This window comes from Lederbergia ruris, from assembly GCF_018332955.1.
Taxonomy (GTDB): domain Bacteria; phylum Bacillota; class Bacilli; order Bacillales; family Bacillaceae_C; genus Lederbergia; species Lederbergia ruris.
The window spans coordinates 1-23,840 of the sequence record NZ_BORB01000045.1 but is presented as its reverse complement, the minus strand read 5'-3'; the positions used below and the strand labels follow the sequence as shown (position 1 = coordinate 23,840).

Here is a 23,840-nt window from a genome sequence, read left to right as displayed (position 1 = left end):
AACATAAAAAAACAGCTACGATTCTAATTAGAATGCAGCTGTTTCTTCTTCATTTTGATTTTGAAGATGCCGTTTCGATAATATATGTGCATGTTTGGCTTTCTTCAGTCCGACATACCACAGAAATAACATAAAGGGAATGATATAGTAAATCCATCTTTTTCCGACTAGGATAGAATCATAAAATCCATGTAAAATAAAAGGTATAAAAAAGGATAAGAAGATCCATTTTGCTGGGCTTCCCGCAATATTAAATTTTGCTTTGCCTAGATAATACCCCATTAACACACCGAATAAAGCATGGCTCGATACTGGTAATAAGGCGCGCCCCATTGCAAATTCTATTCCATTACCTAGTAAATAGAGAATATTTTCGACTGTCGCAAACCCCAATGAAATAGAAGCTCCATAAACAATTCCATCATAAGGTTCATCAAAATCAGCATGTGGATAAATAACTAAAAATAATATAAACCATTTAAAAAACTCTTCTAAAAAAGCTGTGGAAATGAAAGATTGAACATATTCATTTACAATAATTTCTTCAGCATCTATCACATATTGCATAAACATAATCGGAAATGTTAAAATGGCGCCAAACAAGAACATTTTAAATACATTTAAAACAGGCTCTTGTTCATATTGGTCACGCAAATAAAAATAACTTATTAAAGCTAAACCCGGGGCAATCCCGGCGGATAATATGCCAAACATAACCAGCTCTCATTTCTGTCTATTTCTTCTATGTTACCATGGAAAAGTCGAATTGGAAATGATTTTAAGTTATGAATCATACTAACATCGGAAAGGTGAAAACGATTGAAAAATATACTTGTATTACATACTGGTGGAACCATCTCCATGCAAGAAGACACCCAGTCAGGCGCCGTTGCCCCGTCGCTTGATCATCCGCTTATGGATTTTACTGAGGCATTCAAAAATTTAGCGCATATCACCACAAAGCAACCATTCCATCTTCCTTCTCCCCATATTAGGCCCGCAGAGATGCTAACATTGAAAAACCTAATTGAGGCGGAATGCAAGCAACAATCATTCAATGGAGTAGTGATTACTCATGGAACAGATACCTTGGAAGAGACTGCCTATTTTCTAGATCTCACTCTAAACATTCACATTCCCATTGTCATTACTGGAGCCATGCGGTCGAGTAACGAAATTGGCTCAGATGGTTTGTATAATTTTATTTCTGCAGTACGTGTTGCCTGTTGTAATGAAGCAAAAGATAAAGGGGTTTTAGTTGTTTTAAACGATGAAATTCATGCAGCGAAAAATGTGACAAAGACCCATGCAAGCAATGTTTCAACCTTCCAAAGCCCACAATTTGGGCCTATCGGTTTAGTGACAAAAAGAGAGATTTTGTTTCATTATAAGCCATTATATAGAGAAAAATATGATATTGAACAAATTTCCAAAAGAGTTGCGCTTCTAAAAGCATACGCCGGAATGGAAGCGGATGTACTTGATGCGATTGATGACAAAAAATATGACGGTGTTGTAATAGAAGCATTGGGACAAGGAAACCTCCCACCTTGCTGCTTACCGGGACTCAAGAGGTTAAGGAAAGCCAATATTCCAATTATTGTCGTTTCTCGCTGCTTTAAAGGTGTTGCTCAAGATGTCTATGATTATCAAGGTGGTGGAAAGCAACTGAAAGAGATGGGGGTTATTTTTAGCAATGGGTTAAATGGGCAAAAAGCAAGAATTAAATTACTAATCGCTTTAACAAAAACGACTAACCAAAACAAGCTAAGCCAAATTTTCCAAGATCCCGTTTGTGAGAATGAGGATTAATTATCTACAGGTTGACCAATCATAACACATAGAGAAAAGACATATTTATAGAAAACATGGAGGTGGCCACATGTTTTCTTTTTATATTTTGGTCAGTGATGAGTGGAGTGGTATCTTTTTCATGATCTTAGTCTTCATTGCACTACTTTATGGGACCCTTATCAAGCAAGGAACCAACTTGAAACTCTATTCTCCACAACCCCTTATTTTCTTCTTCAGTTTATGTGTAGCTTATTTAATTATAGAAAGTCCTTTATCGATACTAAGCCACCTATTATTTAGTTCACATATGGTTTTTATGAGTATTCATTATTTTATTATCCCCCCTCTCCTGTTATTGGGGATCCCTCCGACATTATACGCTTATTTAAATCACATTAATAAGATGAGGTGGATAAGACGTCTATTCATCAGCCCCATCCCAGCCCTCTATTCCTTTTCCGTACTATTCTTTGCTTATCACTTTCAAATGCTCTTACAAACCTTTTCTCAATATTCTGTGATTCATAAAATTTATATACACTTGTTATTTTATCTATCGATAAATATGTGGCGTCCGATTGTCTATCCTCCCGCTAACCAAATGAAACCAAAAAAGAGCTTTATTTATAAAAGCTCTCTCCTACTCATGCCAGCATGTTTATATTTTATTGTAACTGGGATTTGGAATGGAGTAGGTCATCTACCTCTGGGACAATTAACTGCTAGCCTTTGTTTACCTACTACTGATGCAATCGATATTTTGCTACCTCTCCACAATAAATCTGATCCGTTAATAGCCGGAATTCTCATGCTTGTTATTCATAAAGTAAGTTTAATGGGGACAATGAAATATGGGTACAAATTACAAAAAGACAGAATCAAATAATGATGATCATTATTTATATTTTACACAGTTTGCAATGAGACCTCCATGTAAACGCCCATTCTCAATAAAAATCTCATTCGCTTCATTTCCAGCGGCAATCACCCCTGCAATGAATAAATTTTCGATATTCGTTTCCATTGTTTCCGGATTGAATTGTGGCCTCCCAGTGATATCATCGATTTCCACTCCCATTTTTTTAATGAAAGGATGATCCGGATGATAACCGGTCATGGCAAAAACAAAGTCGTTTTTTATTTCTTTCACTTCATCTCCCACTTGGTAACGAACAGAATGAGGGGTTATTTCTAAAACATGTGCATTAAACTCTAATTTAATTTCTTCATTTTTGACCAAAGCTTGATATTCTGGTAATATCCATGGCTTTACACTTGTAGAATAATCTATTCCTCGGTATAAACTGGTGACTCTTGCCCCGGCATTATGTAGCTCTAACGCTGCATCTACAGCGGAGTTTTTTCCTCCAATCACGACGACATCCATATCAAAGTATGGGTGCCCTTCTTTAAAGTAGTGAAGGACTTTATCGAGTTCCTCTCCGGGAACATTCATATAATTGGGATGATCATAATAGCCAGTAGCAATGATCATATACTTCGCTTCATATACATCCTTCGAGGTTTCAACCTTAAATATGTCGTTTTCCTTTTTGACATTAAACACTGTTTCATAGCGATTAATTCTTAAATCCTTTTGTTTCACTACTTCACGATAGTATGTAAGAGCTTGGTTTCTCTTGGGCTTACGCTCCACTGTGATGAATGGGACGTCCCCAATAGCCAGTTTTTCACTGGAACTAAAAAAAGTTTGATGGGTTGGGTAATGATATAAAGCATTCGCAATATTTCCCTTTTCAATCACAAGTGGGCTTTTCCCAATAGCTTTTAAAGCAATTGCAGCAGCTAATCCACAAGGACCGCCACCTATAATAATACATTCCTCTTTTTGCATTTTAAGACTCTCCTATATTAAGTTCCTCTGTTTTCCTTATTGTATATAATTGGTTAAATAATGAAATCTCCTACCTATACATGATAGGAGATTTCAAAAATGAGTGCAATGAATTTGATTAAAAGTTAGCTATTAGGGTCTGAATTGCTGTTTTATCTATAATCGATGTTCCATATTCTTCTAAATAGGCCCAAGTATAGGTACTTCTTTCTCCATATTCTTCTCCTAAAGCTAGTAAACTCTCCTGCTTCATATTTCCTTTCATCATGACTAAATAATATTGGTTCTTAAATATATACAAAGAGCTAATGCTTTGGATTTGCTCTATATCTGACAATCTTTTTGATAAGGAAATACAATCATCAATCGTATCAAAAGTGAAAATAACAAAATCCTTTTCAAAGTCAATGTCTGGTTCATGGATCCCTATTGGAGAATCGATCATATCCTCGTCATCTAAAGTTAATATTAAAACTAACTCATTCGAGTTCATTGAATAAATTTCAACTGCCATTGCTTCACAATTTTCTAAATCATACATACGGCATGCCTCATCAAGCATTCTATCAAATAAAGCGTCCCATACGTATGGCTCTTCCAGCATTTCTTCTTCGGTCATTCCCTTAAAGGAAAGTTCATCAAATGAAATTGAATATTTAATTTGATTTAGTGCTATGCGCTCCAGCTTCACGAAACCGCCCCCTGAAGTTGCTCTTTCCCTTCATAGTATGTAACTTCATAAAGATGGTTCATGAAAGAAAAGCGGAAGGCGTTTGCCAGGGGCGACAAGCAAATGTTCCTAAACCTCGGAAGGGGGTTTTTTCCTTCCGGGGTTTAGGGTTATTTGACCTCGAGCCCCTAACGCCTGAAGCTAGACAAAGAAAAGCGGAAGGCGACAGTTTAGCTGCGCACAAACTTTTTAGGGGCCTGACGAGATAAAGGAAACACGGCGAAGAATGAGCCGATGTTGACTTATCGTAGGAGGGCACCGAAAGTTTGTTAGCAGCTAGGAGCCGAAACTAGACAAAGAAAAGCGGAAGGCGTTTGCCAGGGGCGACAAGCAAATGTTCCTAAACCTCGGAAGGGTGGTTTTTCCCTTCCGGGGTTTAGGGTTATTTGACCTCGAGCCCCTAACGCCTGGAGCTAGACAAAGAAAAGCGGAAGCGACTATTTAGCTGCGTCCACTAAAACTTGGTGTTCCTTTTTTTAAGATTAATAAATGTGTTTCGGGTTTGGCGCCAAGGCGCAGAGGTAATAAGGAGGTTCCATACCCATTGCTGACTAGAAGAAGTGAACCATTTCTTACACTTATACTTCCTCTTTTATATAGCCCTAACCCAAGGATTCTAATTTGCCCCCCCGTGGGTATGGCCGCTTAATATGAGTGAGATTTTATGATCATCAGGTAACATTTCTACAATGGCTGGATTATGACTTAACATAATTTGAAACTTAGTAGGATCCGCATTTTCTAGAATGGATTCAACTGATGGTAATTCCTGTGTTGTCACATCATCTACACCGATAAAAGCACATTGTTCATTTGGCAATTCATAAACTTCATTTTTTAATTCCCTTACATTGAAACGAACAAATAGTTCACGTAACTGTTCTTCGTTTAATTCATAATCATTATTTCCCCAGACAAAATAAAGAGGCGCTATTTCTTTTAATATAGATAAATTATGAGCAATTCTTGAATAAGGAACACCTTTTTCAGCTAAATCACCGCCAATGATAATCCAATCCGGTTTTTGCTTTAGTTCTTTTAGTAAATTAGCTGAGATTTTCCTACGGTGAATATCAGAAATAAAAAAAATCGATTGTCCTTCTAATGAATAAGGAAGTTTTTCAAAGAAAAGTACTTTCGTGTGCACATTATCTTCAGATGCATTTCTTTTCATGTAAATAATTAAGCCAATCCCTGTGATTAAGATGATACAGATCCATATTATGATCAAGAAAATCCCCCACTCACTCTTTTATCCCGGCATGGTTTGTCATTAACATGATTTTCATAGCCTTTGAACCAAGAGATCCATACTAATTAAAGTTCCCTCATATCATTTATATTTATAGGGGATGTTCAAAAGTAAGGATCCAGTGGAAGTTCTTTTGCAAAAGAGGAACTTCCGTTAAATTCACCCACGTCCTGTGCAAGTCCGCTGCTCATGCCTATTATGTGAGTTCAATGAACTTAAACAAAGGAATTCTCATACACTGTATAAACATTAGTAGAGGGAGAGGGTTATTTTGTATTATATTCCATACACGTATTACCTATATCCTCCTCACCTGGTAAAGAATCAACCATTTTTATATAGCCAAATAGTGAGAAAACAAAATTTATATCCACCAGTTAAGACTGAAAAACTACATCAATCTGCGCAAAAATTTCAGACGCTTATGACCCAAGCGAGCCTATTGGTTAATAAAATCAATTCCTCCCCTACATTTGCTCATGACTTAATGGAGGCAGCACAGCAATCAAACAAAAAGAAAGTTCAAAAGCTTATCCAATCTACTGGACTTTCAATCCCGATCAAAAGCCACTTTAATCCTGATGGAATTATTTTTGAGTTAAGTAATGCAGAAGGTGAAAAGGGCTGTTGCACCTTACATATTGCGCTGCAATGGTGAAAAAGTGAAACTTCAATTGGTAGCGACTTTAGGCCTGCAGGAGAAGTTCGTGTATGTGTAACGATCCTAGTTTGCAACTGAATAAGGAAAGTTCGCAACGTCCTGCAGGACTATTTTTAGAAGTCTTAATCTACTTTGAAATTAGCGCCATTCATAGCAGAAGCGAATGTCTTCCGGAAATGAAATCATAGAAAAATCCTTTCTTTCCTACTTGCTTTGATGGTATAAATTAATATCGTATTTTTTCTTCATCTGTTCATATATTTTATGCCTTTTTTCCCATTGCTCGCCTTTCCATAAATCTCCACTTTTATCAATGACTTCACATCTTAGTGCATGGTAGTCTTTTTCACTTTTCGCCTTTTTTTCGAAGACAATTTTTACAGCACCGAATAAACTAAAGGCGAGTAATAATAAAAAAATAAAATGATTTTGTTGCAAAATAAAGGTAATAAGATCGAAAATAGAGGATTGATATGGTAAAACAACCATATTGTAAACGGAATAAAAAAGAATGGTACTGAATAAGATCGCAGTCGAAAATAAAATAAAATGTAATTGTTTATATCGATTAAGTTTTAACTTTCGATCAATTAAGTTTTGTAAAACTCTTTTGGTTGTTGGGTCCATCTTGTCCCCTTCTTCAAGTAGAAACGATTCCATAGCTGCGACTCCCTTCCACATCCATTGTATTTTAATTTTATGTGCTTAGGAGTCGCTCTATGTCTCTTATGATTTTGGAATCTTTAACTTTTGTCCTACGGATATCTCATTACCTGACAGCCCGTTCGCTTGGCGAATCTTTTCAATACCATCTTGGCTTTGATAATAATTCATAGCGATTCGAAAGAGGGTTTCCCCAGGTTGAACGGTATGATAAACTTCCCCTCCTTCGTCTTGAACAGGTGTTTGATTTTGGTTCGAATCCTGTTTCTGTTCTTCAGGCTCTTTTTTAGGGGGCGTTGTCTGCTTATCTTCCTTATTTTCTTTTTCTTCGGCTTTCTTATTTTCCTCTTCTTTTACTTTCTCTTTCAGCTTCTGCTCGTTTTTGTCCGTTTCCTTATCTTTCTGTTCATTTTTTTCTTCTGTATCGGCACTTTTCTCTTTTTGCTCCTTTTCCTCTTCTTGATCTGTATTTTTTTCGGGCGATTCATCACTTACAACTGAATGAATCGTCGTATCTGGAGCGTCCTCAAATAGGATTTCCTCTCCTGAGTGCCCACTAGTCGTTTTAGCAATGGAAATTTTATCTTTATTAGCATAAATCATAACCACGATCGGCATTAATAATAATAGAATGACTAAAGCGAAGGGAATTGAAATCTTTCGCCTCTTTTGGGGCTCTTTTTTCGCTTCCGGTTTTTTCTTATTTTTCCGCCCATGAAGTTCTGCGCGAGATGGAAGCTCACTTTTGTACTCCTCATTTTTTTGTTCAGTCATACTTCATTCCCCACTTTCCGCTTAGTTTTTAAACGAATAGAGATTCCTAACAAAAAATCTATAATAAAATGCATGAATATGACGGGCCATAAAAGCTGACCAGACCACTCAAAAACCAAGCCAATCCAGATACTTAAAACCAAAACATTGACAATTAGGTACCAATGAGCCCAATACCTCATATGAATAATTGAAAAAATAATACTTGCCGGAATTAATCCAAACTTAGTTTGAATGATTCCTCGAAATAGCCATTCTTCTGCAATTGCTATAACCAAAACAAGACCCATCATTTGTACAAAATTAAGGTTTGCGAATATTTTATTATTGATCCCGCCATCGTCATAATAACGTTGCGGAAGACGTTTCATCAAAAATAAATCTAAGCTAACGACTACCAGCCCACTGATTACCCCGATGAATATCCACTTAAAATCCCATTGGAAAACCAAAGAAAATGAGTGCCAATTCTTAAAGAAAAAGGGACTTAAAATAGATGCTAAAATCAAAAGAATCACTTGTGTGAAAATAACACTTAAAATGATCTCTTTATTTGTTAAATTCTTAATCGACTCTGCTTGCTTTTTTCTTTTCATTTCTACTCACTTTTCTAGCAGTATTTTTTGCAATCTCCATTCCCAGGACTGTTTATTATCCTTATGCTTTTCCTTTTTACCTGTAAAATAATAAGTCAAATCCACTTGGCAAATATCGCAACATATATGTGGTGACGGTTGATCTGTTTCTTGAAAGTAGGTTAAAGCCTGCTTACGCCGACATTCTTTTGAGTTGACCCAATTCGACATTTCCCATAACTTGCTCAATTTTAATTGTTTTCGGGCGTTCTTTATATCTATTACTTTACCCGCTTTTTCTGGATGATCACGAAAAGCAGAAAAATAATATTCAAGAAAACGTAGCTGTGTTTCTGTTATTTTTAATTCCGCCATCATTTTTCCGACATCTTTTACATTGGTTAATGACTCATAAGCGTTAATTTGCCAATCATCAGGGAGCTCCTGCTCAATGAGTCGAATCGGTAACATTTCGTCGCCAGATGCATAGAGGAGAAGAGCAATGCTTTCTTGTCCATCTCTACCAGCCCGTCCTATTTCTTGAATATAGGATTCCATCTGACCTGGCATATGATAGTGAATGACAAATCGAATATTCTTCTTATTAATCCCCATGCCAAAAGCACTTGTTGCACAAACGACATCTAATTGGCCACATAAAAATTGCTGTTGAATTAAAATTCGTTGTTCCTGATTTATCCCTCCATGGTAGGCAGCAACATTTCTAATACCATTTAATTGCAGAAAGTCTACAAATTCCTCTGTAAGACGCTTGCTTGAAAAATATATGATTCCCGGCTTTTTAAAATTCCGAACTAATTCTAGCAGCCGCTTCTTTTTTTCTTCATAATGATCATATTTCTCAACAACCATACTAATATTAGGGCGATCGATCGAATAGACATATTCCTTAGGATTATTAAAGCGTAGAAGCTGTTTAATATCTTCACGTACTTCCGGTTGAGCTGTTGCCGTTAAAGCAAGTGTAGGTGGCTTTCCGATTGACAGTCGAATCTTTCCTAAATTCAAATAATCTGTTCGGAAATCATATCCCCATTGAGAAATACAATGGGCTTCATCAATAACAAATAAACTTATTTTAATTTGTTTTAATCGATCTAAAATGCTTTTCATTCCAAGCATCTCAGGTGATAGATAAATAAAGCGATACTTGTTTAATTGCCGGAATGCTTTTTCTCTCATCCGTCCATTTAAAAATGAATTTATGGCTACGACTTTACGTTCGCCCAATATTTGCAATTGTTCAACCTGATCTTGCATTAAGGAGATCAAAGGAGAAACAATTAATACGGAGCCTTCCAAAAGGTAGGCTGGCAATTGATAACATAAAGATTTACCCGTTCCGGTTGGAAGCATCGCTAATACATCATGGCCTTGTAAGACAGCATCGATTATTTCTTCTTGACCTTTATTAAACGTATCATAACCAAAAATTTTGTTTAAAATTTCTTTCTTTGTCATCCTTCTCCCCCTAACCTCGCAAGAGCAAGTCGGATTTGAAAATAATTTGCAGTATGAATTTGTTCTTTAATCGGTTTAAGTTTTTTTACTTTCAATTGCCTAGCTACCGCAACAATTTCCTTTGCCAGTTGAAGATCGATAAAAGGTTCTATAGAAAACGAAGGATCATTCATCGCTATTTCGATTATATGATCTTCAATGGTGCTTTGTTTTAAATTTCGTAAGAATGCCACTTTCTCTACCGTGTTATTCATTGCCAATAATTCCGCTGTTTTTGCGGCTGTGTTTGTTAGGGGGATTTTTTGATATAAATCCTCTACAAGGGAATGCATAACCCGAAACTGATTAGGATTTGCCACAGTCCGCTGTATCCAATAATGAAGAGCATTTAAAAAACGAAAATGATATTCAGATTGCTCCAAACTTAAATATTCGGCTGTCTGCTTATCTGTATACCCGACCATTTGATAGCCACTCAATCTCCAAATGACGGAAACAGGATCTTCTGGAAATGGTGGGGTTAACAAGGTCGACAGTTCTTCATGCAAAGCAGATGCTAGATCACCCTTTTGCTCTTTATGATGGAACAAATAGCGCTTTACCCAGGCTTGAGTATCAGGGTCTCTAGTGACTGGGTAATAACGATTCTCTGCATGATTCATATAGGATAAAGCTTGTACAAGTAAGGTGAGTCTTTTCCACATTTGAATGGTTACATCCTGAAATTTTAATCCATTTAAATATTTGGGAATGGTTACCTTTTCGAAGTACGCTAGATAAGCCTCGCTTCCCTTTTCAGTTACACAACCAATAAGGGTCTTAGGGTCATAATCTACATATTGTTGTTGTATTAAAAATTGAATATCGTGATTGAATTGCAAACGTCGCATATCCGGTAAAGTTTTAAAAAAAGGAGCTAATTGAAAGAGATGAGCATCTTGTAAAGTCTGTGATGACTTTTTCCCTACCAATAGATGATAAATAGAATAAATGGTTCTTTCTCCATTTAGTTCCCACAAACATTTTAATAAAAGTGCAGATAAAAATGTCATCTTTACTAACTCTCTCCTTCCCCCTGTTCTTACAATATTTTACCATGAATGAGGAAATTCGACTACGTCTATCTTATTCTACAAAAAAATACGACAAAATTATCTATTTTCTATAAAAAGCCAAAATTATCGTAAACATTGAAAAGGTGATAAACTAGCTATAAAATAATACTTGAAGTTTTTTTACATCATAGGTACGTATGGATGGAGGGAGTTTCGTGCCGAAGTATACAATTGTGGACCAAGATACGTGCATTGCTTGTGGTGCATGTGGCTTATCGGCACCTGATATATATGATTATGATGATGAAGGGCTAGCCTATGTGATCCTTGATGATAATACTGGAACCGAAGCCGTTCCTGATATATTAGAAGATGATTTAATGGACGCATACGAAGGATGTCCAACAGAATCCATCAAAATAGCGGAAAAACCTTTTGGTGGAGATCCTTTCAAATATGAGGAGTAACACAAGACAAACTATTTTAAACACAAATCAAAACGGAGATGCTAAACAAGGCATCTCCGTTTTGATTAAATATTTTTATATGAAATCTGTTTGCTTACCCAGTTATTTAGACGTTTATAGACAAGTAGAAATACAGCTGCAACGATTAGGCCTTTAATAATATTAAACGGCAAAACAGCTATAACCACTAGTTCCCGTAAAGCCTCATTACTCATTGGTTCCCAACCAGCGAGCCCCATAAACGCTGGTAAAAAAAAGAAGTAATTCAGCACACTCATAAATACAGCCATAAATATTGTACCGATACTGAGTGACACCATTAATCCCCATTTAGCTTTTAAACGTTTATAGACCACATACGTTGGTAAAACAAACAATACTCCTGCAATGAAATTAGACAAATTTCCAACAGGGATTCCTGTGGCACTCCCAGAAATAAAATAGTCTAAAATATTCTTCAATAATTCCACCAGTATTCCCGCCGTGGGTCCAAGTATTAAGGCCGCTAGCAATGCAGGAATATCACTGAAGTCAACCGTTAAATAAGGCGGAAATGGTGGGATTGGAAATTTAATGAGCATGAGCACAAACGCCAAACTACTAAACATTCCAATGATAACAAACGATCTAACATTAAATTTTCTCAAAGATCCTCTCTCCTTAGAGATCCATCCCTCGATGAAGAAAGGTTTGCCTTTATGTAGATGTTCAAAACTCCAATAGCCCTTCATTTGAACACGCACACTTTAAGCTGCCGTAAAATAAAAACCCCCAAAGAATGACTACTTTGAGGGAGAATATCCGGATGCTTAAATAAGCATTTAAACAAAGTAAGTAACATCATGACCATACGAAAAATAGTCATCACAAAAACACACTATCTTTGTTTAAACACAAGGCAACCTTCATCTTCTCCCATCCAGACTATACTGTCGGCTTTGGAATCACACCAAATCCTGCTTCAAAGAAGCTCGCGGGCTTAGAAACCAATGTTTCATTACCGCCGGTCGGGAATTTCACCACGCCCCGAAGATGAATCGTATTTTATTTTCAAATACATTATACAATAGTTACAGCCATTTGTGAAGAGAAGTGCTTATTTTAATACATTAGGAGCTATTGGGACCTCAACAGGCTGTTCAAAATCGAAGCCTTCCCAATGCTGGGGCTCGATTCCTTCAAACTGTACCGATTGGAAACCATACTCTTTGGCTGCGAGTAAAATTCCCTCAATCATCCACATATGTTCTTGCTGATCTCCTTTTGAAAGATCTAGTGATGAATGAAATAGAATTGTAACCTCACGATCCTTTTCCTTGACCACATCAAAATGGATATCTTTTGGAATAATTGTTTGTAGAAAGTCATTAGGACGATCTTTCATGTCATGTAAGGTAGCACTAAAATTGTCCTCAGTCGACCTGCTTTCAGAAACAATATACGCTTCCCCGCTGTCCAATTCATACAAATACTGCGCTCGATGTGGCTGTTTCTCAATTTCTTGATCTTGAACAATCCCATTGTTTCCAAATTCGACAGGATTTCCAGCTTGATCCGTAAATTGAACCGCTTGAATACCTGTATATTGGAATGTATTTTGAATAAAATCGTTTAATCCATTCTGATAACTAAAGTTTTCCCTGAATTCATCATCAATCCTTACACGTGCTGTTGTGGGATTTTCGATCACTATAGAATTTAGAATGGGTTCGATATTCATTAAATCTGGTGCTTTTTTTTGAATGATCGTTGCTTCCTTTTTATACTGCTCAAACCATTCTAATCCTTCCTCTTTTGGCATAAGAATACTAACGGAAACGGGAACTAATCCTCCATCATTAGTCAGACTTGCATAGGTAAATACTTGCTGATTTTCTACGTCTTCTTTATACAGAGCTGTTCTTAGTTGCGATGTTTGCCCTGACTCTTCCTGTGCTTGCATGGTTGAGGAATTGTCATTCAGTTCCATCGCTTTATTTTCGTTTTTCTCGGTAACTATCCCATGACGATCGGCAACCGACGACTCCTTATACGATTGTTGTTGAAATAAGATAGGTGAAACCAATAGAAAGATTAATATGGCAGCAATAGACGATAAAGCAGGAATGACAAGATATCTCTTCTTTCTCTTAGGTTTTTCATCCATATTTTTCTTCACTTTTCGGTAGATTTCTTCTTTTGACCGTAGATCTGTCACTTCTGGCAAGTGATTGATCAATTGAATCATTTTCTTATGCTCCATATCTTCAGGCATGAAATGGACCTCCCTCCTTCGCATGTAATTCCATTTTTGCCCTGAGTGCCTTTAACGCACGGTGTTGAGTTGTTTTGACCTTACTTTCTGACCAACTAAGAGTTTGAGCTGTTTCTGCTACAGAAAAATCATTCATAAATCGCATAATGATGACGAGCCGATGATTCGTTGTGCACATGCCTAAGCAATGAAATAAAAGTTCCACATCCTCATTTTGGATGGTAATATCCTCCGGCAATGGGGATGTGTCTTTTATCCCTCCTCGATCCCAATCAAATTTATCGTACAAACGTTGTTTCCAATTTTTTTGTTTTCTGAAATGATCAATGGCTACATTCTTTGCAATCGAAAAGAGCCATGTTTTCTCACTACTTTTCCCTTCAAAGCGCTCATAAGAACTCATCACCCGAATATAGACTTCTTGTACTAAGTCTTCAGCCTCTTCTCGATTTTTCACCATATAGAATAAAAATTGAAAGAGATCTCGATGATATTGATCGTACAATTCATCAAACACGGAGTCCATTTACTTACCTCCCCCGTCATGTATTAGTCGGTCCTAATTTACAAAGGTTACAAATCTATCTTATAAAGAATACTTTGTATTGCAAGCTTCACTCACAAAAATAACGGATTAAACAACCTTTTCAAGTTATTCAATCCGTTACATTATCCATCGTTTCTTGTGGAACAAGATTTTATAGCAACATTCAACATTTTTCACTTCGTGTTCGGTAAAAAGACGGTAAATGTCGTTCCGACTTCAAGTTTGCTTTGCACTGTTATTTCTCCATTATGGGCATCGACAATATTTTTCACAATCGCTAGTCCTAACCCTGTCCCTGCTTTTCCTCTAGTTCGGGCTTTATCCGCCTTGTAAAATCTTTCAAAAACAAATGGTAAATCCTCTTCCGGAATACCCGTTCCGTTGTCAGATACCTTAATGGTTATACCATGATCATTTCTTGTTTGTGTAACGGTCACACACCCATTCTCAGCAGTATGTCTGATTGCATTATCAATCAAATTGGTTAAGACTTGCTCTATACGATCCGGGTCCATAGAGAACAGCTGATTATCATTTAACTGACATTTTAATTTTACATGTTTTTCCTTCGCTATACCACCAAATTTATGCATAATTCGTTGAATAAATGTACCAATTTCTAGATTCTCATAATTTAAGGACATATGGCCTGCTTCCATTTTAGCAAGATCTAATAATTCATTCACAAGCCGACCGATTCGTAAAGATTCATCATAAATAATCTTAGCTAATTCTTTCTTTTCCTCTTCTGAATCGACGATATCGTCAATAATCGCCTCACTATATCCTTGAAGCATAGAAATCGGAGTTCTTAATTCATGCGAAACATTGGAGACAAAATCACTTCTTAATTTATCAAGTCGTCTTTCTTCTGTCATATCGCGTATAACCGCGACAGCCCCTCTAACGCTTTGCTGATCCTGTGTATATAAGGGACTAACAATGACAACATAATAGCGACGACCTTGAATATTTAATTCCTCTGTCTGTTCTGTCTCACCCGATATCGCTTGTGCTAACAGATCAGCCAGTTCACCTGGGATTGAACTTTTACTGTTTCGCCCTTCATTATGCCATTGCTGCAAGAAGCGTTCCGCAGGTGGATTAGTAATCAATATATCTCCACTCTTACTAAAAGTCATGACTCCGTCCGCCATACTATTTAATATACTTTTAAGCTGTTCTTTTTCCTGACTTAAAACATTCATATTGATTTTCAATCTTTTGGCCATTTGATTGAAAGCAATGGCTAACTCTCCAATTTCATCATGACTTAAAAATGGAACTTTTGTGTCAAATTCACCTTTTGACACCTGGAAAGCCGCCTCTTTCATCTTTCTTAATGGAGCTGTAATTTTAGTAGAAAGGAAAAAAGCAAAAAAAGTTGTCAAGATAATAGCAATTCCTGCGGCAAGTAGAATGATTCTTGTCGTTTTCTGTGTCATGTCCTTTAATACTGATAAAGATTGATAAATAAAAATAGCCCCATTTTGTTCATTAATTTGGAAAGGGGCTGCCGCCACAATAATATTCTCATACCGACTTCCTTTGTTCGGATATTCAGTCTGCGAAATTTCCTTTACTATATGTTTTTTATTGGAAAAAACTTTCATTAAGTCCTGGTCATTTAATAAGTTTCTTGCTGATTTTCTATCTTGTTTCGGGTCATCTGGTGAAAGGCGAAAATCCTCCTCATTATAGGCAATGACCACCCCTAAAGGTTTGTCCACTATTTCAAAAACAATTTCTTCCCCTAGTCCGTCACCAGCATGAGCTTCCAGAATACGAGAAACTTTATTTGCCTGATTCGCCAATTCCTGTTCAATTTGGCTTACATGATATTTTTCGAAAAACTCAAGAAGTAATATGGTTAAGATGATTAAAACGAAGGAAACCAATACAAGAATCGTCATCCATAGTTTCCCTACTACACTTCTCCAAAGCCTCATTCATTTGCCTCAAATTTATACCCTACGCCCCACACAGTTACAATCATCCCTGCCGCTTTTTCGGAGACTCGGTTTAATTTTTCACGGAGTCTTTTTACGTGGGTATCGACTGTTCTTAAGTCACCAAAAAATTCATATTGCCATACTTCTTTCAATAACTGTTCACGATCAAACACTTTGTCAGGCGATTTTGCTAGAAAATGAAGTAGTTCATATTCTTTTGGTGTTAAGTTCACTTCTTGACCATTTGCGGTAACGCGATGGGCATCATGGTCAATCGATAAATAAGGATAGACAATGATGTCCCGCGCCGTCGCAGTAGTACCTTTGTAGCCTGTTTGTGAGGATCGTCTTAAGATCGCCTTTACTCTTAATACTACTTCACGAGGACTGAATGGTTTTACGATGTAATCATCGGCACCTACTTCAAATCCTTGCACTCTGTTCGATTCCTCCCCTTTGGCCGTTAGCATAATAATCGGAGTGTCTTTTTGCTCTCTTATCTCATTACAGACCTCAATACCATCTTTTCCCGGCATCATTAAATCTAGCAGAATACAATCATAATCATGTTCCAAAGCTAATTCTAAGGCAGCATTTCCATCACCAGCTTCTTCAATGACATAATTTTCTCGTTCCAAATACATCCTAAGCAATCTACGAATACGATCTTCATCATCTACTACAAGAATTTTCACTTGCTGATTCATTATGTAACCTCCCTTAATAATCCGGCTATTCTAAGCATCAGATAAGAAAAAGGCTCGCACTTTGCGGGTGTGAGCACTTTTTCGCTATATCTGTACCTCTGATATGTTTTATCTACTCTTTATACTCCCATCTCTATTTTACGCATAGGAATGCAATCCAGCAAGGATGAGGTTCACAAAGATGAGATTAAATAAAATGATGGCAAAACCAATCACGGCAAGCCAAGCTGATTTTTCCCCATGCCAGCCTACGGATAATCGTAAATGTAAGAAAACCGCGTAAAACAAGAAGGTGATGAGTGCAAATACCTCTTTGGGATCCCATCCCCAAAAACGTGTCCAGGCAATTTGTGCCCAAATCATGGCAAAAACAAGTCCTCCAAGACTAAATACTGGAAAACCAATAAGAACAGATCGATAACCAATCTCATCCACTAAATCTAAATTCACTTTTTTAGTTAATGGCTGAAAGACAGCACTGATTTTCTTTCTGAAGATTAACCGTAATAATAGGTATAATATCGTTCCAACAAGTGTACTCCAAATCACGGTATTGAGCTTTTGGGCATTAATAAGCGCAGGCATTTTCACTAATGGCTCCATGCCATTCCCACCAATTTTTTCCGCTTCATGGGGTCCGACAATAGCAGGCAGCTGATAATGAGCTTCCAATGTTTTGCCTTCCCGATTGACCCAACTAAAGTCGGTTTGATAATGAGCCATCGAAAATGACGTTGTTATAATAATAAAACCGAGCGTGACAACTAATAAGTACATAATAAATTCAAGTGAAAAGGATTTAAGACCTCGCTTCGATGTATCTACCACCTTTAATAGGTATATAAGACCGGCAATAAAACTAATTGATAAAATGGCTTGCCCAATAGCAGCTGTTGAAACATGGATAATTAACCATTCACTTTGCAACGCTGGAATGAGCGGTGCAATATCCGAAGGAAACATACTTGCATAAGCAATAATGAGCATAGCAATTGGTAAAGCAAAGAAACCTAAAACATTCAACCGATAGATAAAATAAATTAATATAAAGGCTCCTACTAACATCATGCCAAAGAATGTTGTGAATTCAAATAAGTTGCTGAGCGGGATATGTCCACCTGCAATCCAGCGCGTAATAAAATATCCTAATTGGGCAATAAACCCTACAATTGTAATCGTGATCGCGATCTTCGACCACATATTTGTTCCCTTTTGTTTTGCTCTTCCTCTTTTATCACGTATTGCCCCTCCGAAGAAAAAGACGGCCACTAAGTACATTATAAAGGCGATATTTAAAAGATAACCGCTTATCTGTACTAAATTAGACATTTGTATTCCTACTTTCTTTTTTTACTTTAGTTTTTTCCTCACGTTGATCAAGAGGTTCTGGCACGGAGGTATCTTGGAGAATGGTCGCTACTTCACGCCTTAAACCAAACCAGTTTTTATTCGTGTGACCAGCTATTATGATATCTCCATTCTTATTTTGTAGCCAAATACGTCGATGATTCCAATAGGATCCTTGTATGACTCCAATCATAAAGATTGCGCCACCGATCGCTAGAATCCACAAAGTTAAATCTTTCCTGACGGTTAAAATCGTTGCATTGCGGGTGGTTACATTTTTAAACGCCATCTTATAATCTGTTTCCCCCAACAACTCTGTTGTTCGCATAATCTCTACAAAACTATTTTCCCCTTCAGGGTGATCGGGAGAAATCATATTAAAGATAAAGGCTGGGTTATCTGGAACAGCAGAATTTGTCTGCGGTTCTCCCGTCTTGTCAATCCCAGAAAAATCAGGGTAGTATCCTAGCAATTCGACCTTATAGCCATGTCCAAGATCATACTCTTTCTGGGGATCGAATAAATCAATCGTGATTTCTCCTTTTGCTTCATCCGTTTCTTTGTTTACAAGTTCAAACGTCATAGCCTTTAATTCATTTAATTTATATTCTGTTTGATATACCGCATAATGATCAAACTTTAAAGGCTCGTTTACACGAATCTCAGCAGTTTTTCTCTCTTTTAATTCATCTTCAGAACCTACGGGTTGTTCAGGATCCCTTTCATACAGGACGACATTGGATTGAAAGTTTTTTGCCACCCCTCCTACTCGGTCAAGGGCATTATCGAAAACATCTTTATCCTTTCCTTTTTCATATGTTTCAAGAATGAACTTTTTATTTTCTAAAACATATTGCTTATTTGTACCCGGTATAATCTTTTTTTCCCCTTCGCGGAGCCACATCGTTTCATCTACATACATTCCAGGTACAAAACGTAGCATCGCGCCAAGTAAGAAAATAATTAAGCCGATATGATTTACATAAGGTCCCCAACGAGAGAAGCGTCCTTTTTCTGCCAAAATCTGGCCATCTTCTTCTCGTATTTTATATCTTTTTTCTTTCATTCTTTGTTTGATCAATTCAAAATCGCGCTTTGTTTCATCCGTTTCTTGAACGCGATTGTACAGCCTTTGCCGCTTTAAAAAACCTTCATGACGGCTTACTCGCTGATTTTTCAAAGCACGGTATAAAGGGATAAATCGATCAAGACTACAAATAACGAGTGAAACCCCAATCGAAGCAATTAGTAATAAATACCACCACGAGCTGTATAAATCATAAAGCCCGAATACATAGTATAATGTCCCAAAGAACCCATACTTTTCTGTATAGTATGTGGATGGATCGGCATTCTGAGGTATGTACATAACTTGGGGGAAAATCGTGCCAAAAGATGAGATCACCAATGTAATGACGATTAACCAAACGCCGACCTTTACAGAAGAAAAGAAATTCCATACCTTATCAATGAATTTTTGATTATACGTTTGGGATCTTCTGGCACTACCTTCATAACGCATATCATGCAGTTTTTCCTTTTTGGCCTGGTCGGTCAGCGCCCTTCCACAAGATTCACAGAGGATAGTCCCAATGGGATTAATATGCCCACATTCACATTTTATTTCATTCATTGCTTCAAAACTCCTTATTCCGGCTTGATACGCTCCATCATCGCCTTAATTCTCCCCTCAGGTAACTGACCTTCCACAATGTCAACAATGACACCATCTGAATCAATGATGATAGTTGCCGGTAATTTATAAATATTATAAAGTTCTATAACATCTTTGCTTTTATCCTCTAATATTGGAAAATCTAAATCCTGCTTATCCAAAAAATTATCAATTAATAAAGTGGAATCTCCCATATTAATCCCTAGAACGGCAACTCCCTGATCCTTATACTCATTATATTGAGTATTAATATGAGGCATTTCTACTTTACAAGGTTTACACCATGTCGCCCAAAAGTTAATGAACACACCTTTTCCCTTATATTCCGATAGCTGATGCTTATTGCCTTCCATATCTGTAAGGACGAAATCAGGAGCTTTATCCCCTATTGCAATTTTTGCTTTATCTTTCGTTAAACTTGCATAAAGGGTAAATGCTACAGCAGCAAATAAAACAACTAATATAACTGTCCGCATCCAGAGACGTCTTTTCTTTTTCACTGACATCTTTCTTCTCCCTCCTTGCCACCACAATTATACACCTTAGTTTTTACTAGTAATGTCAATGGTTTTGAAGTTTATGTGAAACTTCCCTTAATAGTTTGAACTCGTATTTTAGATGTGGCCAATTTTCCCAGTTTGCGCCAATGTACGCAAATGTTTTACTTCGTGCAAGGTTAATTCTCTTGATTCACCTGCATTCAATCCATGTAAGTTCAAAGAACCATATTGTTCCCTTTTTAATTTCATGACTGGGTGGCCAATGGCTTCCAACATTCTCCGAACCTGCCGATTTCTGCCTTCATGCAAAGTAACTTCGATAATAGCCGTTCCCTTTCGCTTATCCAAAGAAGTTAAATTCACTTTTGCTGGAGCTGTTTTTCCGTCTTCTAAATGGATTCCTCTCTCTAGCTTTTTTAAAGCTTCTTTCGCTGGGATTCCTTTCACCTTCGCAATGTACACCTTTTTTACTCCATAACGGGGATGGGTAAGCAAATTTGAAAACTCTCCATCATTTGTTAGGATTAACAATCCAGAGGTATCGTAATCAAGTCGACCAACAGGATAAATTCTTTCTTCTATATTTGGAAAAAAATCCGTCACCACTTTCCTTCCTTTATCATCTGAAACGGCGGAAATCACTCCGCGTGGTTTATAGAGAAGAAAATACTTTTTTTCTTCTTGTACAACTGGGACCTCATCCACCTCAATTTTGTCCGTAGTAGAAACTTTCGTGCCTAACTCTTTGATGGTTTTCCCATTTACCTTTACTCGTCCATTTAAAATAAGCTCTTCTGCCTTTCTTCTTGAAGCAATACCAGCGTGAGCTATTACTTTCTGCAATCGTTCCATTTTTTCTTCACCTCGTGGCTTTTCTGTAAGAATTATTACACATATACCCTAAAATTCAAAGAAAGAGAACCGATTACAGTCAAAAAAAACAACAATCATGTCCAGTTTATGAACTGAACATGATTGTTGCAATTAGAATGGCTGCGGATATACCGGCTAAATCAGCTAGTAAACCTACTTTTAAAGAATCTCCCATTTTTTTAATGCCAACAGCGCCAAAATAGACCGTTAACACATAAAAAGTCGTGTCTGTACTTCCTTGTAAAATAGATGCCATCCTACCTAAAAGTGAATCAGGACCATGGACAGAAATCATATCTGTCATTAATCCCAATGCTGCATTGCCAGAGATTGGACGAATAAAGGCCAAGGGAACAATTTCTGCTGGAACACCGATTAAATCTAGTACTGGACGAATTAGCTGAATAAAGAAACCAAGAGCTCCTGATGCCCGAAAAATAGTAATGGCGACCAACATACCAATTAAAAAGGGAATGATAGAAATCGCAATCTTGATCCCTTCTTTCCCACCCTCCACGAAATTTTCATAGGCTGGTTTTTTCTTCCAAAGGCTATGGACCAGAATGATGGCAATCATCAGCGGAATGATCCATAAGGACACGGCAGAAATGATTTGCATCATTTACTTCTTCACGCCCTTTCTGGTTCGACGTCTATAAAAATAGCGATCTGCGATAATCGCTACGGCCGTCGCACAAATTGTTGCCATTAGGGTCGGCCCAACAATTTCTGTTGGATTTGCAGAGTCATAGTTCATACGGATCGAAATAACCGTTGTAGGAATTAGGGTTAAACCGGATGTATTTAAGGCGAGAAAGGTAATCATCGATCGACTAGCCGTGTCCTTCCCCCCGTTGAGTTCCTTTAACTGCTCCATTGCTTTTATTCCCAAAGGTGTCGCTGCATTGCCCAACCCTAACATATTCGCAATAATATTCGATAAGATATAAGCCGCCGCGGGATGATCTGGAGGAATTTCAGGGAAAAGTTTTAATACAATCGGTTTAAATAAAGCTGACAGTTTATCTAACAACCCACTTTCCTGTGCAATCCTCATCATTCCTAGCCAGAATACTAGGACGCTAATTAGGCCTATACAGATCGTAACTGCTTCATTTGCAGATTGAAAAATTGCTTCATTAACTTCCTTCATCGTTCCGTTGATCGCGGCGAAGACTAATCCAATTAACGTCATCACAATCCATATATAATTAATCATGTGCATCTGCCCTACTAAACATTAGATTTTTAAAATGATCCCACCAATTTTCATTCTTACGATTTTCTTCTTCTAAGTAAATCGTTTCTTTTATTACAGGTTTATCTTGCAAATACATAATTGCGGCACCGGCTTTTCCCTTTTGTAATGTTTTTAATTGATTTGCCGGCAACAGTTTATATTCCATTCTCACTTCATCTACCTCTTCCTCAGATAAAGGGTAAACGATCGAATCTTGGAGGATAAATTTTTTCCCTTCCATTCCCTCTATATTTAAAGCTAAAGAACCTTTCGGCAAAATTGTTTTGTGTGAATACGTTTTAAAGCCATACTCATACATAGAAATATGATCTGTCCAATCATCTGGGGCATTTAATGTCACGGCAATTAAATCCTTACCATCCTTAGAAGCTGTCGTAATTAATGTCCGTCCCGCCCTTTTCGTAAAGCCTGTTTTCCCACCGGTGCAATACTCATATTTCTCTGTTAACAGCCGGTTTTTATTTCTCCATTTATGTGTGCCATTTTCCCTTGTGAGGGTATATGATTTTGTACCTGAAATTTCCTGGAATTTTGGATTCATCATTGTATAGCGGGTTAGTAAGGCCATATCGTAGGCCGTTGAGTAATGTTCTTCATGATCATCTAATCCATGTGGGTTCGCAAATACAGTATGGGTCATGCCGATCTCCGCAGCTTTTTGATTCATTAGAAAAACAAATCCCTCGACACTCCCTCCGACATGCTCTGCAATGGCCGTTGCTGCATCATTTCCCGAGCGCAACATTAATCCATAAACAAGGTCCTCTAATTTAATTTTTTCTCCTTGTTGTAAATAAATTGAGGAGCCTTCTGTATACACAGCTCTTTTACTAACAGTCGTCATTTCATCCATTTTTCCTGATTCTATCGCCAAAATAGCGGTCATTACCTTTGTAATAGAGGCAATGCGATGGATTTCGTCAGCATCGTGCTCATATAAAACTCGTCCTGTTTCTTGTTCCATTAAAATCGCCGCAGAGGCACTTACCGAAACAGCTCCAGCATTTTTCGGAAGCATACCTACCTGCAAAATCATGACCCAGACAATGGCTACTAATATACGTTTTCTAGCTTTCATTCACTCGCTCCCCAATACTTGACCTAACCATTTTTCAATATTTAGAAATGGTCCTTCACTGCATTTACAGCGAACTTCATTCTTTTTTTGAATGTCCCTTGTTTACACGTTGATTCTATTTGTACAAGTTTATGCCCTTTGTTTTTTGATATGATAAAAATAAGGAAAATCGTTTATACAGAAATTTTTTTGGGGGAAATTCCTATATTTTTGTAGAGTAGAAAACAGGAATTAGATATTGTCCTCTTTGTCCTCGGGGTTCAGAGTTTTCCACCTTACTAAGCCAGACAAGAGGGCAATTCCTTTTCCTGTCCCCCCTCATCAAACCGTACGTGAAG

General features: G+C 37.3%; 25 protein-coding genes and 1 riboswitch. Of the genes, 4 read left to right on the top strand and 21 right to left on the bottom strand.

Translation table 11 applies throughout. The features are described 5' to 3' along the window. Positions 1-27: 27 nt before the first annotated feature. Positions 28-714 (bottom strand): glutamic-type intramembrane protease PrsW, encoded by a 687-nt coding sequence (gene prsW, locus KI363_RS18605; RefSeq protein ID WP_158324369.1) that lies wholly within the window; start codon positions 712-714, stop codon positions 28-30. Positions 715-819: 105 nt separating this feature from the next. On the opposite strand from prsW, the gene KI363_RS18600 reads away from it, so the two are divergent. Both KI363_RS18600 and KI363_RS18595 read left to right on the top strand, forming a co-directional pair. Further along, a complete protein-coding gene (locus KI363_RS18600) occupies positions 820-1,812 on the top strand; it encodes an asparaginase (protein ID WP_158324370.1) in 993 nt (330 codons plus the stop codon). Positions 1,813-1,882: 70 nt separating this feature from the next. Then, a complete protein-coding gene (locus KI363_RS18595; RefSeq protein ID WP_158324371.1) occupies positions 1,883-2,680 on the top strand; it encodes a cytochrome c oxidase assembly protein in 798 nt (265 codons plus the stop codon). 9 nt (positions 2,681-2,689) lie between these two features. On the opposite strand, the gene KI363_RS18590 is transcribed toward KI363_RS18595, so the two are convergent. The 3 genes from KI363_RS18590 to KI363_RS18580 form a co-directional block, all read right to left on the bottom strand. Continuing rightward, the gene (locus KI363_RS18590) at positions 2,690-3,649 is read right to left on the bottom strand and encodes a YpdA family putative bacillithiol disulfide reductase (RefSeq protein WP_212967277.1); all 960 of its coding nucleotides are present in this window, start codon (positions 3,647-3,649) and stop codon (positions 2,690-2,692) included. A gap of 118 nt (positions 3,650-3,767) precedes the next feature. Then, on the bottom strand, positions 3,768-4,340 hold the full coding sequence (locus KI363_RS18585; protein ID WP_212967276.1) for an adaptor protein MecA: 573 nt from the start codon (positions 4,338-4,340) through the stop codon (positions 3,768-3,770). A 655-nt stretch (positions 4,341-4,995) separates the two neighbouring features. After that, positions 4,996-5,610, bottom strand: a complete 615-nt coding sequence (locus KI363_RS18580; protein WP_212967275.1) for a metallophosphoesterase — start codon at positions 5,608-5,610, stop codon at positions 4,996-4,998. Positions 5,611-5,902: 292 nt separating this feature from the next. Here KI363_RS18580 and KI363_RS18575 point away from each other — a divergent pair, with 292 nt between their 5' ends. Then, the gene (locus KI363_RS18575) at positions 5,903-6,289 is read left to right on the top strand and encodes a YuzC family spore coat inner layer protein (RefSeq protein WP_158323111.1); all 387 of its coding nucleotides are present in this window, start codon (positions 5,903-5,905) and stop codon (positions 6,287-6,289) included. A gap of 207 nt (positions 6,290-6,496) precedes the next feature. Here the strand turns inward: KI363_RS18575 and KI363_RS18570 are convergent, their stop codons facing one another. From KI363_RS18570 to KI363_RS18550, 5 genes are all read right to left on the bottom strand, one after another. Further along, a complete protein-coding gene (locus tag KI363_RS18570) occupies positions 6,497-6,952 on the bottom strand; it encodes a DUF2663 family protein (RefSeq protein ID WP_191967521.1) in 456 nt (151 codons plus the stop codon). A 66-nt stretch (positions 6,953-7,018) separates the two neighbouring features. Beyond that, entirely contained in the window at positions 7,019-7,729 is a 711-nt protein-coding gene (locus tag KI363_RS18565; RefSeq protein WP_158323109.1) for a LysM peptidoglycan-binding domain-containing protein, read from the bottom strand. Beyond that, on the bottom strand, positions 7,726-8,325 hold the full coding sequence (locus KI363_RS18560; protein WP_158323108.1) for a CPBP family intramembrane glutamic endopeptidase: 600 nt from the start codon (positions 8,323-8,325) through the stop codon (positions 7,726-7,728). Before KI363_RS18560 ends, KI363_RS18565 begins: the two co-directional genes overlap by 4 nt. A gap of 6 nt (positions 8,326-8,331) precedes the next feature. After that, a complete protein-coding gene (locus tag KI363_RS18555; protein ID WP_212967274.1) occupies positions 8,332-9,786 on the bottom strand; it encodes a RecQ family ATP-dependent DNA helicase in 1,455 nt (484 codons plus the stop codon). Continuing rightward, positions 9,783-10,838: a YpbB family protein gene (locus KI363_RS18550; RefSeq protein ID WP_212967273.1), complete on the bottom strand. Its 1,056-nt coding sequence runs from the start codon at positions 10,836-10,838 to the stop codon at positions 9,783-9,785. Before KI363_RS18550 ends, KI363_RS18555 begins: the two co-directional genes overlap by 4 nt. Positions 10,839-11,056: 218 nt before the next feature. Between KI363_RS18550 and KI363_RS18545 the strand changes: the two genes are divergently transcribed. Then, positions 11,057-11,308 carry a ferredoxin gene (locus KI363_RS18545; protein ID WP_158323105.1) on the top strand — a complete coding sequence of 84 codons (252 nt, stop codon included), beginning with the start codon at positions 11,057-11,059 and terminating at the stop codon, positions 11,306-11,308. 65 nt (positions 11,309-11,373) lie between these two features. On the opposite strand, the gene KI363_RS18540 is transcribed toward KI363_RS18545, so the two are convergent. The 12 genes from KI363_RS18540 to KI363_RS18485 all read right to left on the bottom strand — a co-directional run bounded on the left by KI363_RS18540 (position 11,374) and on the right by KI363_RS18485 (position 23,502). Next, positions 11,374-11,955 (bottom strand): ECF transporter S component, encoded by a 582-nt coding sequence (locus tag KI363_RS18540; protein ID WP_158323104.1) that lies wholly within the window; start codon positions 11,953-11,955, stop codon positions 11,374-11,376. Positions 11,956-12,211: 256 nt separating this feature from the next. Next, positions 12,212-12,346: riboswitch (FMN riboswitch) on the bottom strand. A 58-nt stretch (positions 12,347-12,404) separates the two neighbouring features. Beyond that, positions 12,405-13,562 carry a hypothetical protein gene (locus KI363_RS18535; protein ID WP_158323103.1) on the bottom strand — a complete coding sequence of 386 codons (1,158 nt, stop codon included), beginning with the start codon at positions 13,560-13,562 and terminating at the stop codon, positions 12,405-12,407. Beyond that, a complete protein-coding gene (sigX, locus tag KI363_RS18530) occupies positions 13,555-14,088 on the bottom strand; it encodes an RNA polymerase sigma factor SigX (RefSeq protein WP_158323102.1) in 534 nt (177 codons plus the stop codon). Before sigX ends, KI363_RS18535 begins: the two co-directional genes overlap by 8 nt. A 194-nt stretch (positions 14,089-14,282) precedes the next feature. Next, on the bottom strand, positions 14,283-16,058 hold the full coding sequence (locus KI363_RS18525) for an ATP-binding protein (RefSeq protein ID WP_212967272.1): 1,776 nt from the start codon (positions 16,056-16,058) through the stop codon (positions 14,283-14,285). Beyond that, positions 16,055-16,768, bottom strand: a complete 714-nt coding sequence (locus KI363_RS18520; RefSeq protein WP_212967271.1) for a response regulator transcription factor — start codon at positions 16,766-16,768, stop codon at positions 16,055-16,057. Before KI363_RS18520 ends, KI363_RS18525 begins: the two co-directional genes overlap by 4 nt. A 138-nt stretch (positions 16,769-16,906) precedes the next feature. Beyond that, the gene (gene ccsB / locus KI363_RS18515; protein ID WP_212967270.1) at positions 16,907-18,097 is read right to left on the bottom strand and encodes a c-type cytochrome biogenesis protein CcsB; all 1,191 of its coding nucleotides are present in this window, start codon (positions 18,095-18,097) and stop codon (positions 16,907-16,909) included. Next, positions 18,090-19,748 carry a cytochrome c biogenesis protein ResB gene (resB, locus tag KI363_RS18510; protein WP_212967269.1) on the bottom strand — a complete coding sequence of 553 codons (1,659 nt, stop codon included), beginning with the start codon at positions 19,746-19,748 and terminating at the stop codon, positions 18,090-18,092. Before resB ends, ccsB begins: the two co-directional genes overlap by 8 nt. Before the next feature lie 14 nt (positions 19,749-19,762). Continuing rightward, positions 19,763-20,296 (bottom strand): thiol-disulfide oxidoreductase ResA, encoded by a 534-nt coding sequence (resA, locus tag KI363_RS18505; protein ID WP_158323097.1) that lies wholly within the window; start codon positions 20,294-20,296, stop codon positions 19,763-19,765. Positions 20,297-20,404: 108 nt separating this feature from the next. Beyond that, complete coding sequence (locus KI363_RS18500) at positions 20,405-21,142, bottom strand: pseudouridine synthase (RefSeq protein ID WP_212967268.1); 738 nt, start codon at positions 21,140-21,142, stop codon at positions 20,405-20,407. 106 nt (positions 21,143-21,248) lie between these two features. After that, entirely contained in the window at positions 21,249-21,782 is a 534-nt protein-coding gene (locus KI363_RS18495) for a spore maturation protein (RefSeq protein ID WP_212967279.1), read from the bottom strand. Positions 21,783-21,785: 3 nt separating this feature from the next. Next, the gene (locus KI363_RS18490; protein ID WP_158323095.1) at positions 21,786-22,382 is read right to left on the bottom strand and encodes a nucleoside recognition domain-containing protein; all 597 of its coding nucleotides are present in this window, start codon (positions 22,380-22,382) and stop codon (positions 21,786-21,788) included. Continuing rightward, positions 22,375-23,502 (bottom strand): D-alanyl-D-alanine carboxypeptidase family protein, encoded by a 1,128-nt coding sequence (locus tag KI363_RS18485; RefSeq protein ID WP_212967267.1) that lies wholly within the window; start codon positions 23,500-23,502, stop codon positions 22,375-22,377. Before KI363_RS18485 ends, KI363_RS18490 begins: the two co-directional genes overlap by 8 nt. Between the last annotated feature and the right edge of the window lie 338 nt (positions 23,503-23,840).

Coding starts and splice junctions, on each gene's coding strand:
- resB (WP_212967269.1), bottom strand. CDS start 19,748: ATGAATGAAATAAAATGTGAATGTGGGCATATTAATCCCATTGGGACT.
- KI363_RS18595 (WP_158324371.1), top strand. CDS start 1,883: ATGTTTTCTTTTTATATTTTGGTCAGTGATGAGTGGAGTGGTATCTTT.
- KI363_RS18570 (WP_191967521.1), bottom strand. CDS start 6,952: ATGGAATCGTTTCTACTTGAAGAAGGGGACAAGATGGACCCAACAACC.
- KI363_RS18560 (WP_158323108.1), bottom strand. CDS start 8,325: ATGAAAAGAAAAAAGCAAGCAGAGTCGATTAAGAATTTAACAAATAAA.
- ccsB (WP_212967270.1), bottom strand. CDS start 18,097: ATGTCTAATTTAGTACAGATAAGCGGTTATCTTTTAAATATCGCCTTT.
- KI363_RS18495 (WP_212967279.1), bottom strand. CDS start 21,782: ATGCAAATCATTTCTGCCGTGTCCTTATGGATCATTCCGCTGATGATT.
- KI363_RS18550 (WP_212967273.1), bottom strand. CDS start 10,838: ATGACATTTTTATCTGCACTTTTATTAAAATGTTTGTGGGAACTAAAT.
- KI363_RS18520 (WP_212967271.1), bottom strand. CDS start 16,768: ATGAATCAGCAAGTGAAAATTCTTGTAGTAGATGATGAAGATCGTATT.
- KI363_RS18590 (WP_212967277.1), bottom strand. CDS start 3,649: ATGCAAAAAGAGGAATGTATTATTATAGGTGGCGGTCCTTGTGGATTA.
- KI363_RS18525 (WP_212967272.1), bottom strand. CDS start 16,058: ATGAGGCTTTGGAGAAGTGTAGTAGGGAAACTATGGATGACGATTCTT.
- KI363_RS18490 (WP_158323095.1), bottom strand. CDS start 22,382: ATGATTAATTATATATGGATTGTGATGACGTTAATTGGATTAGTCTTC.
- KI363_RS18555 (WP_212967274.1), bottom strand. CDS start 9,786: ATGACAAAGAAAGAAATTTTAAACAAAATTTTTGGTTATGATACGTTT.
- prsW (WP_158324369.1), bottom strand. CDS start 714: ATGTTTGGCATATTATCCGCCGGGATTGCCCCGGGTTTAGCTTTAATA.
- sigX (WP_158323102.1), bottom strand. CDS start 14,088: ATGGACTCCGTGTTTGATGAATTGTACGATCAATATCATCGAGATCTC.
- KI363_RS18535 (WP_158323103.1), bottom strand. CDS start 13,562: ATGCCTGAAGATATGGAGCATAAGAAAATGATTCAATTGATCAATCAC.
- KI363_RS18500 (WP_212967268.1), bottom strand. CDS start 21,142: ATGGAACGATTGCAGAAAGTAATAGCTCACGCTGGTATTGCTTCAAGA.
- KI363_RS18565 (WP_158323109.1), bottom strand. CDS start 7,729: ATGACTGAACAAAAAAATGAGGAGTACAAAAGTGAGCTTCCATCTCGC.
- resA (WP_158323097.1), bottom strand. CDS start 20,296: ATGTCAGTGAAAAAGAAAAGACGTCTCTGGATGCGGACAGTTATATTA.
- KI363_RS18485 (WP_212967267.1), bottom strand. CDS start 23,502: ATGAAAGCTAGAAAACGTATATTAGTAGCCATTGTCTGGGTCATGATT.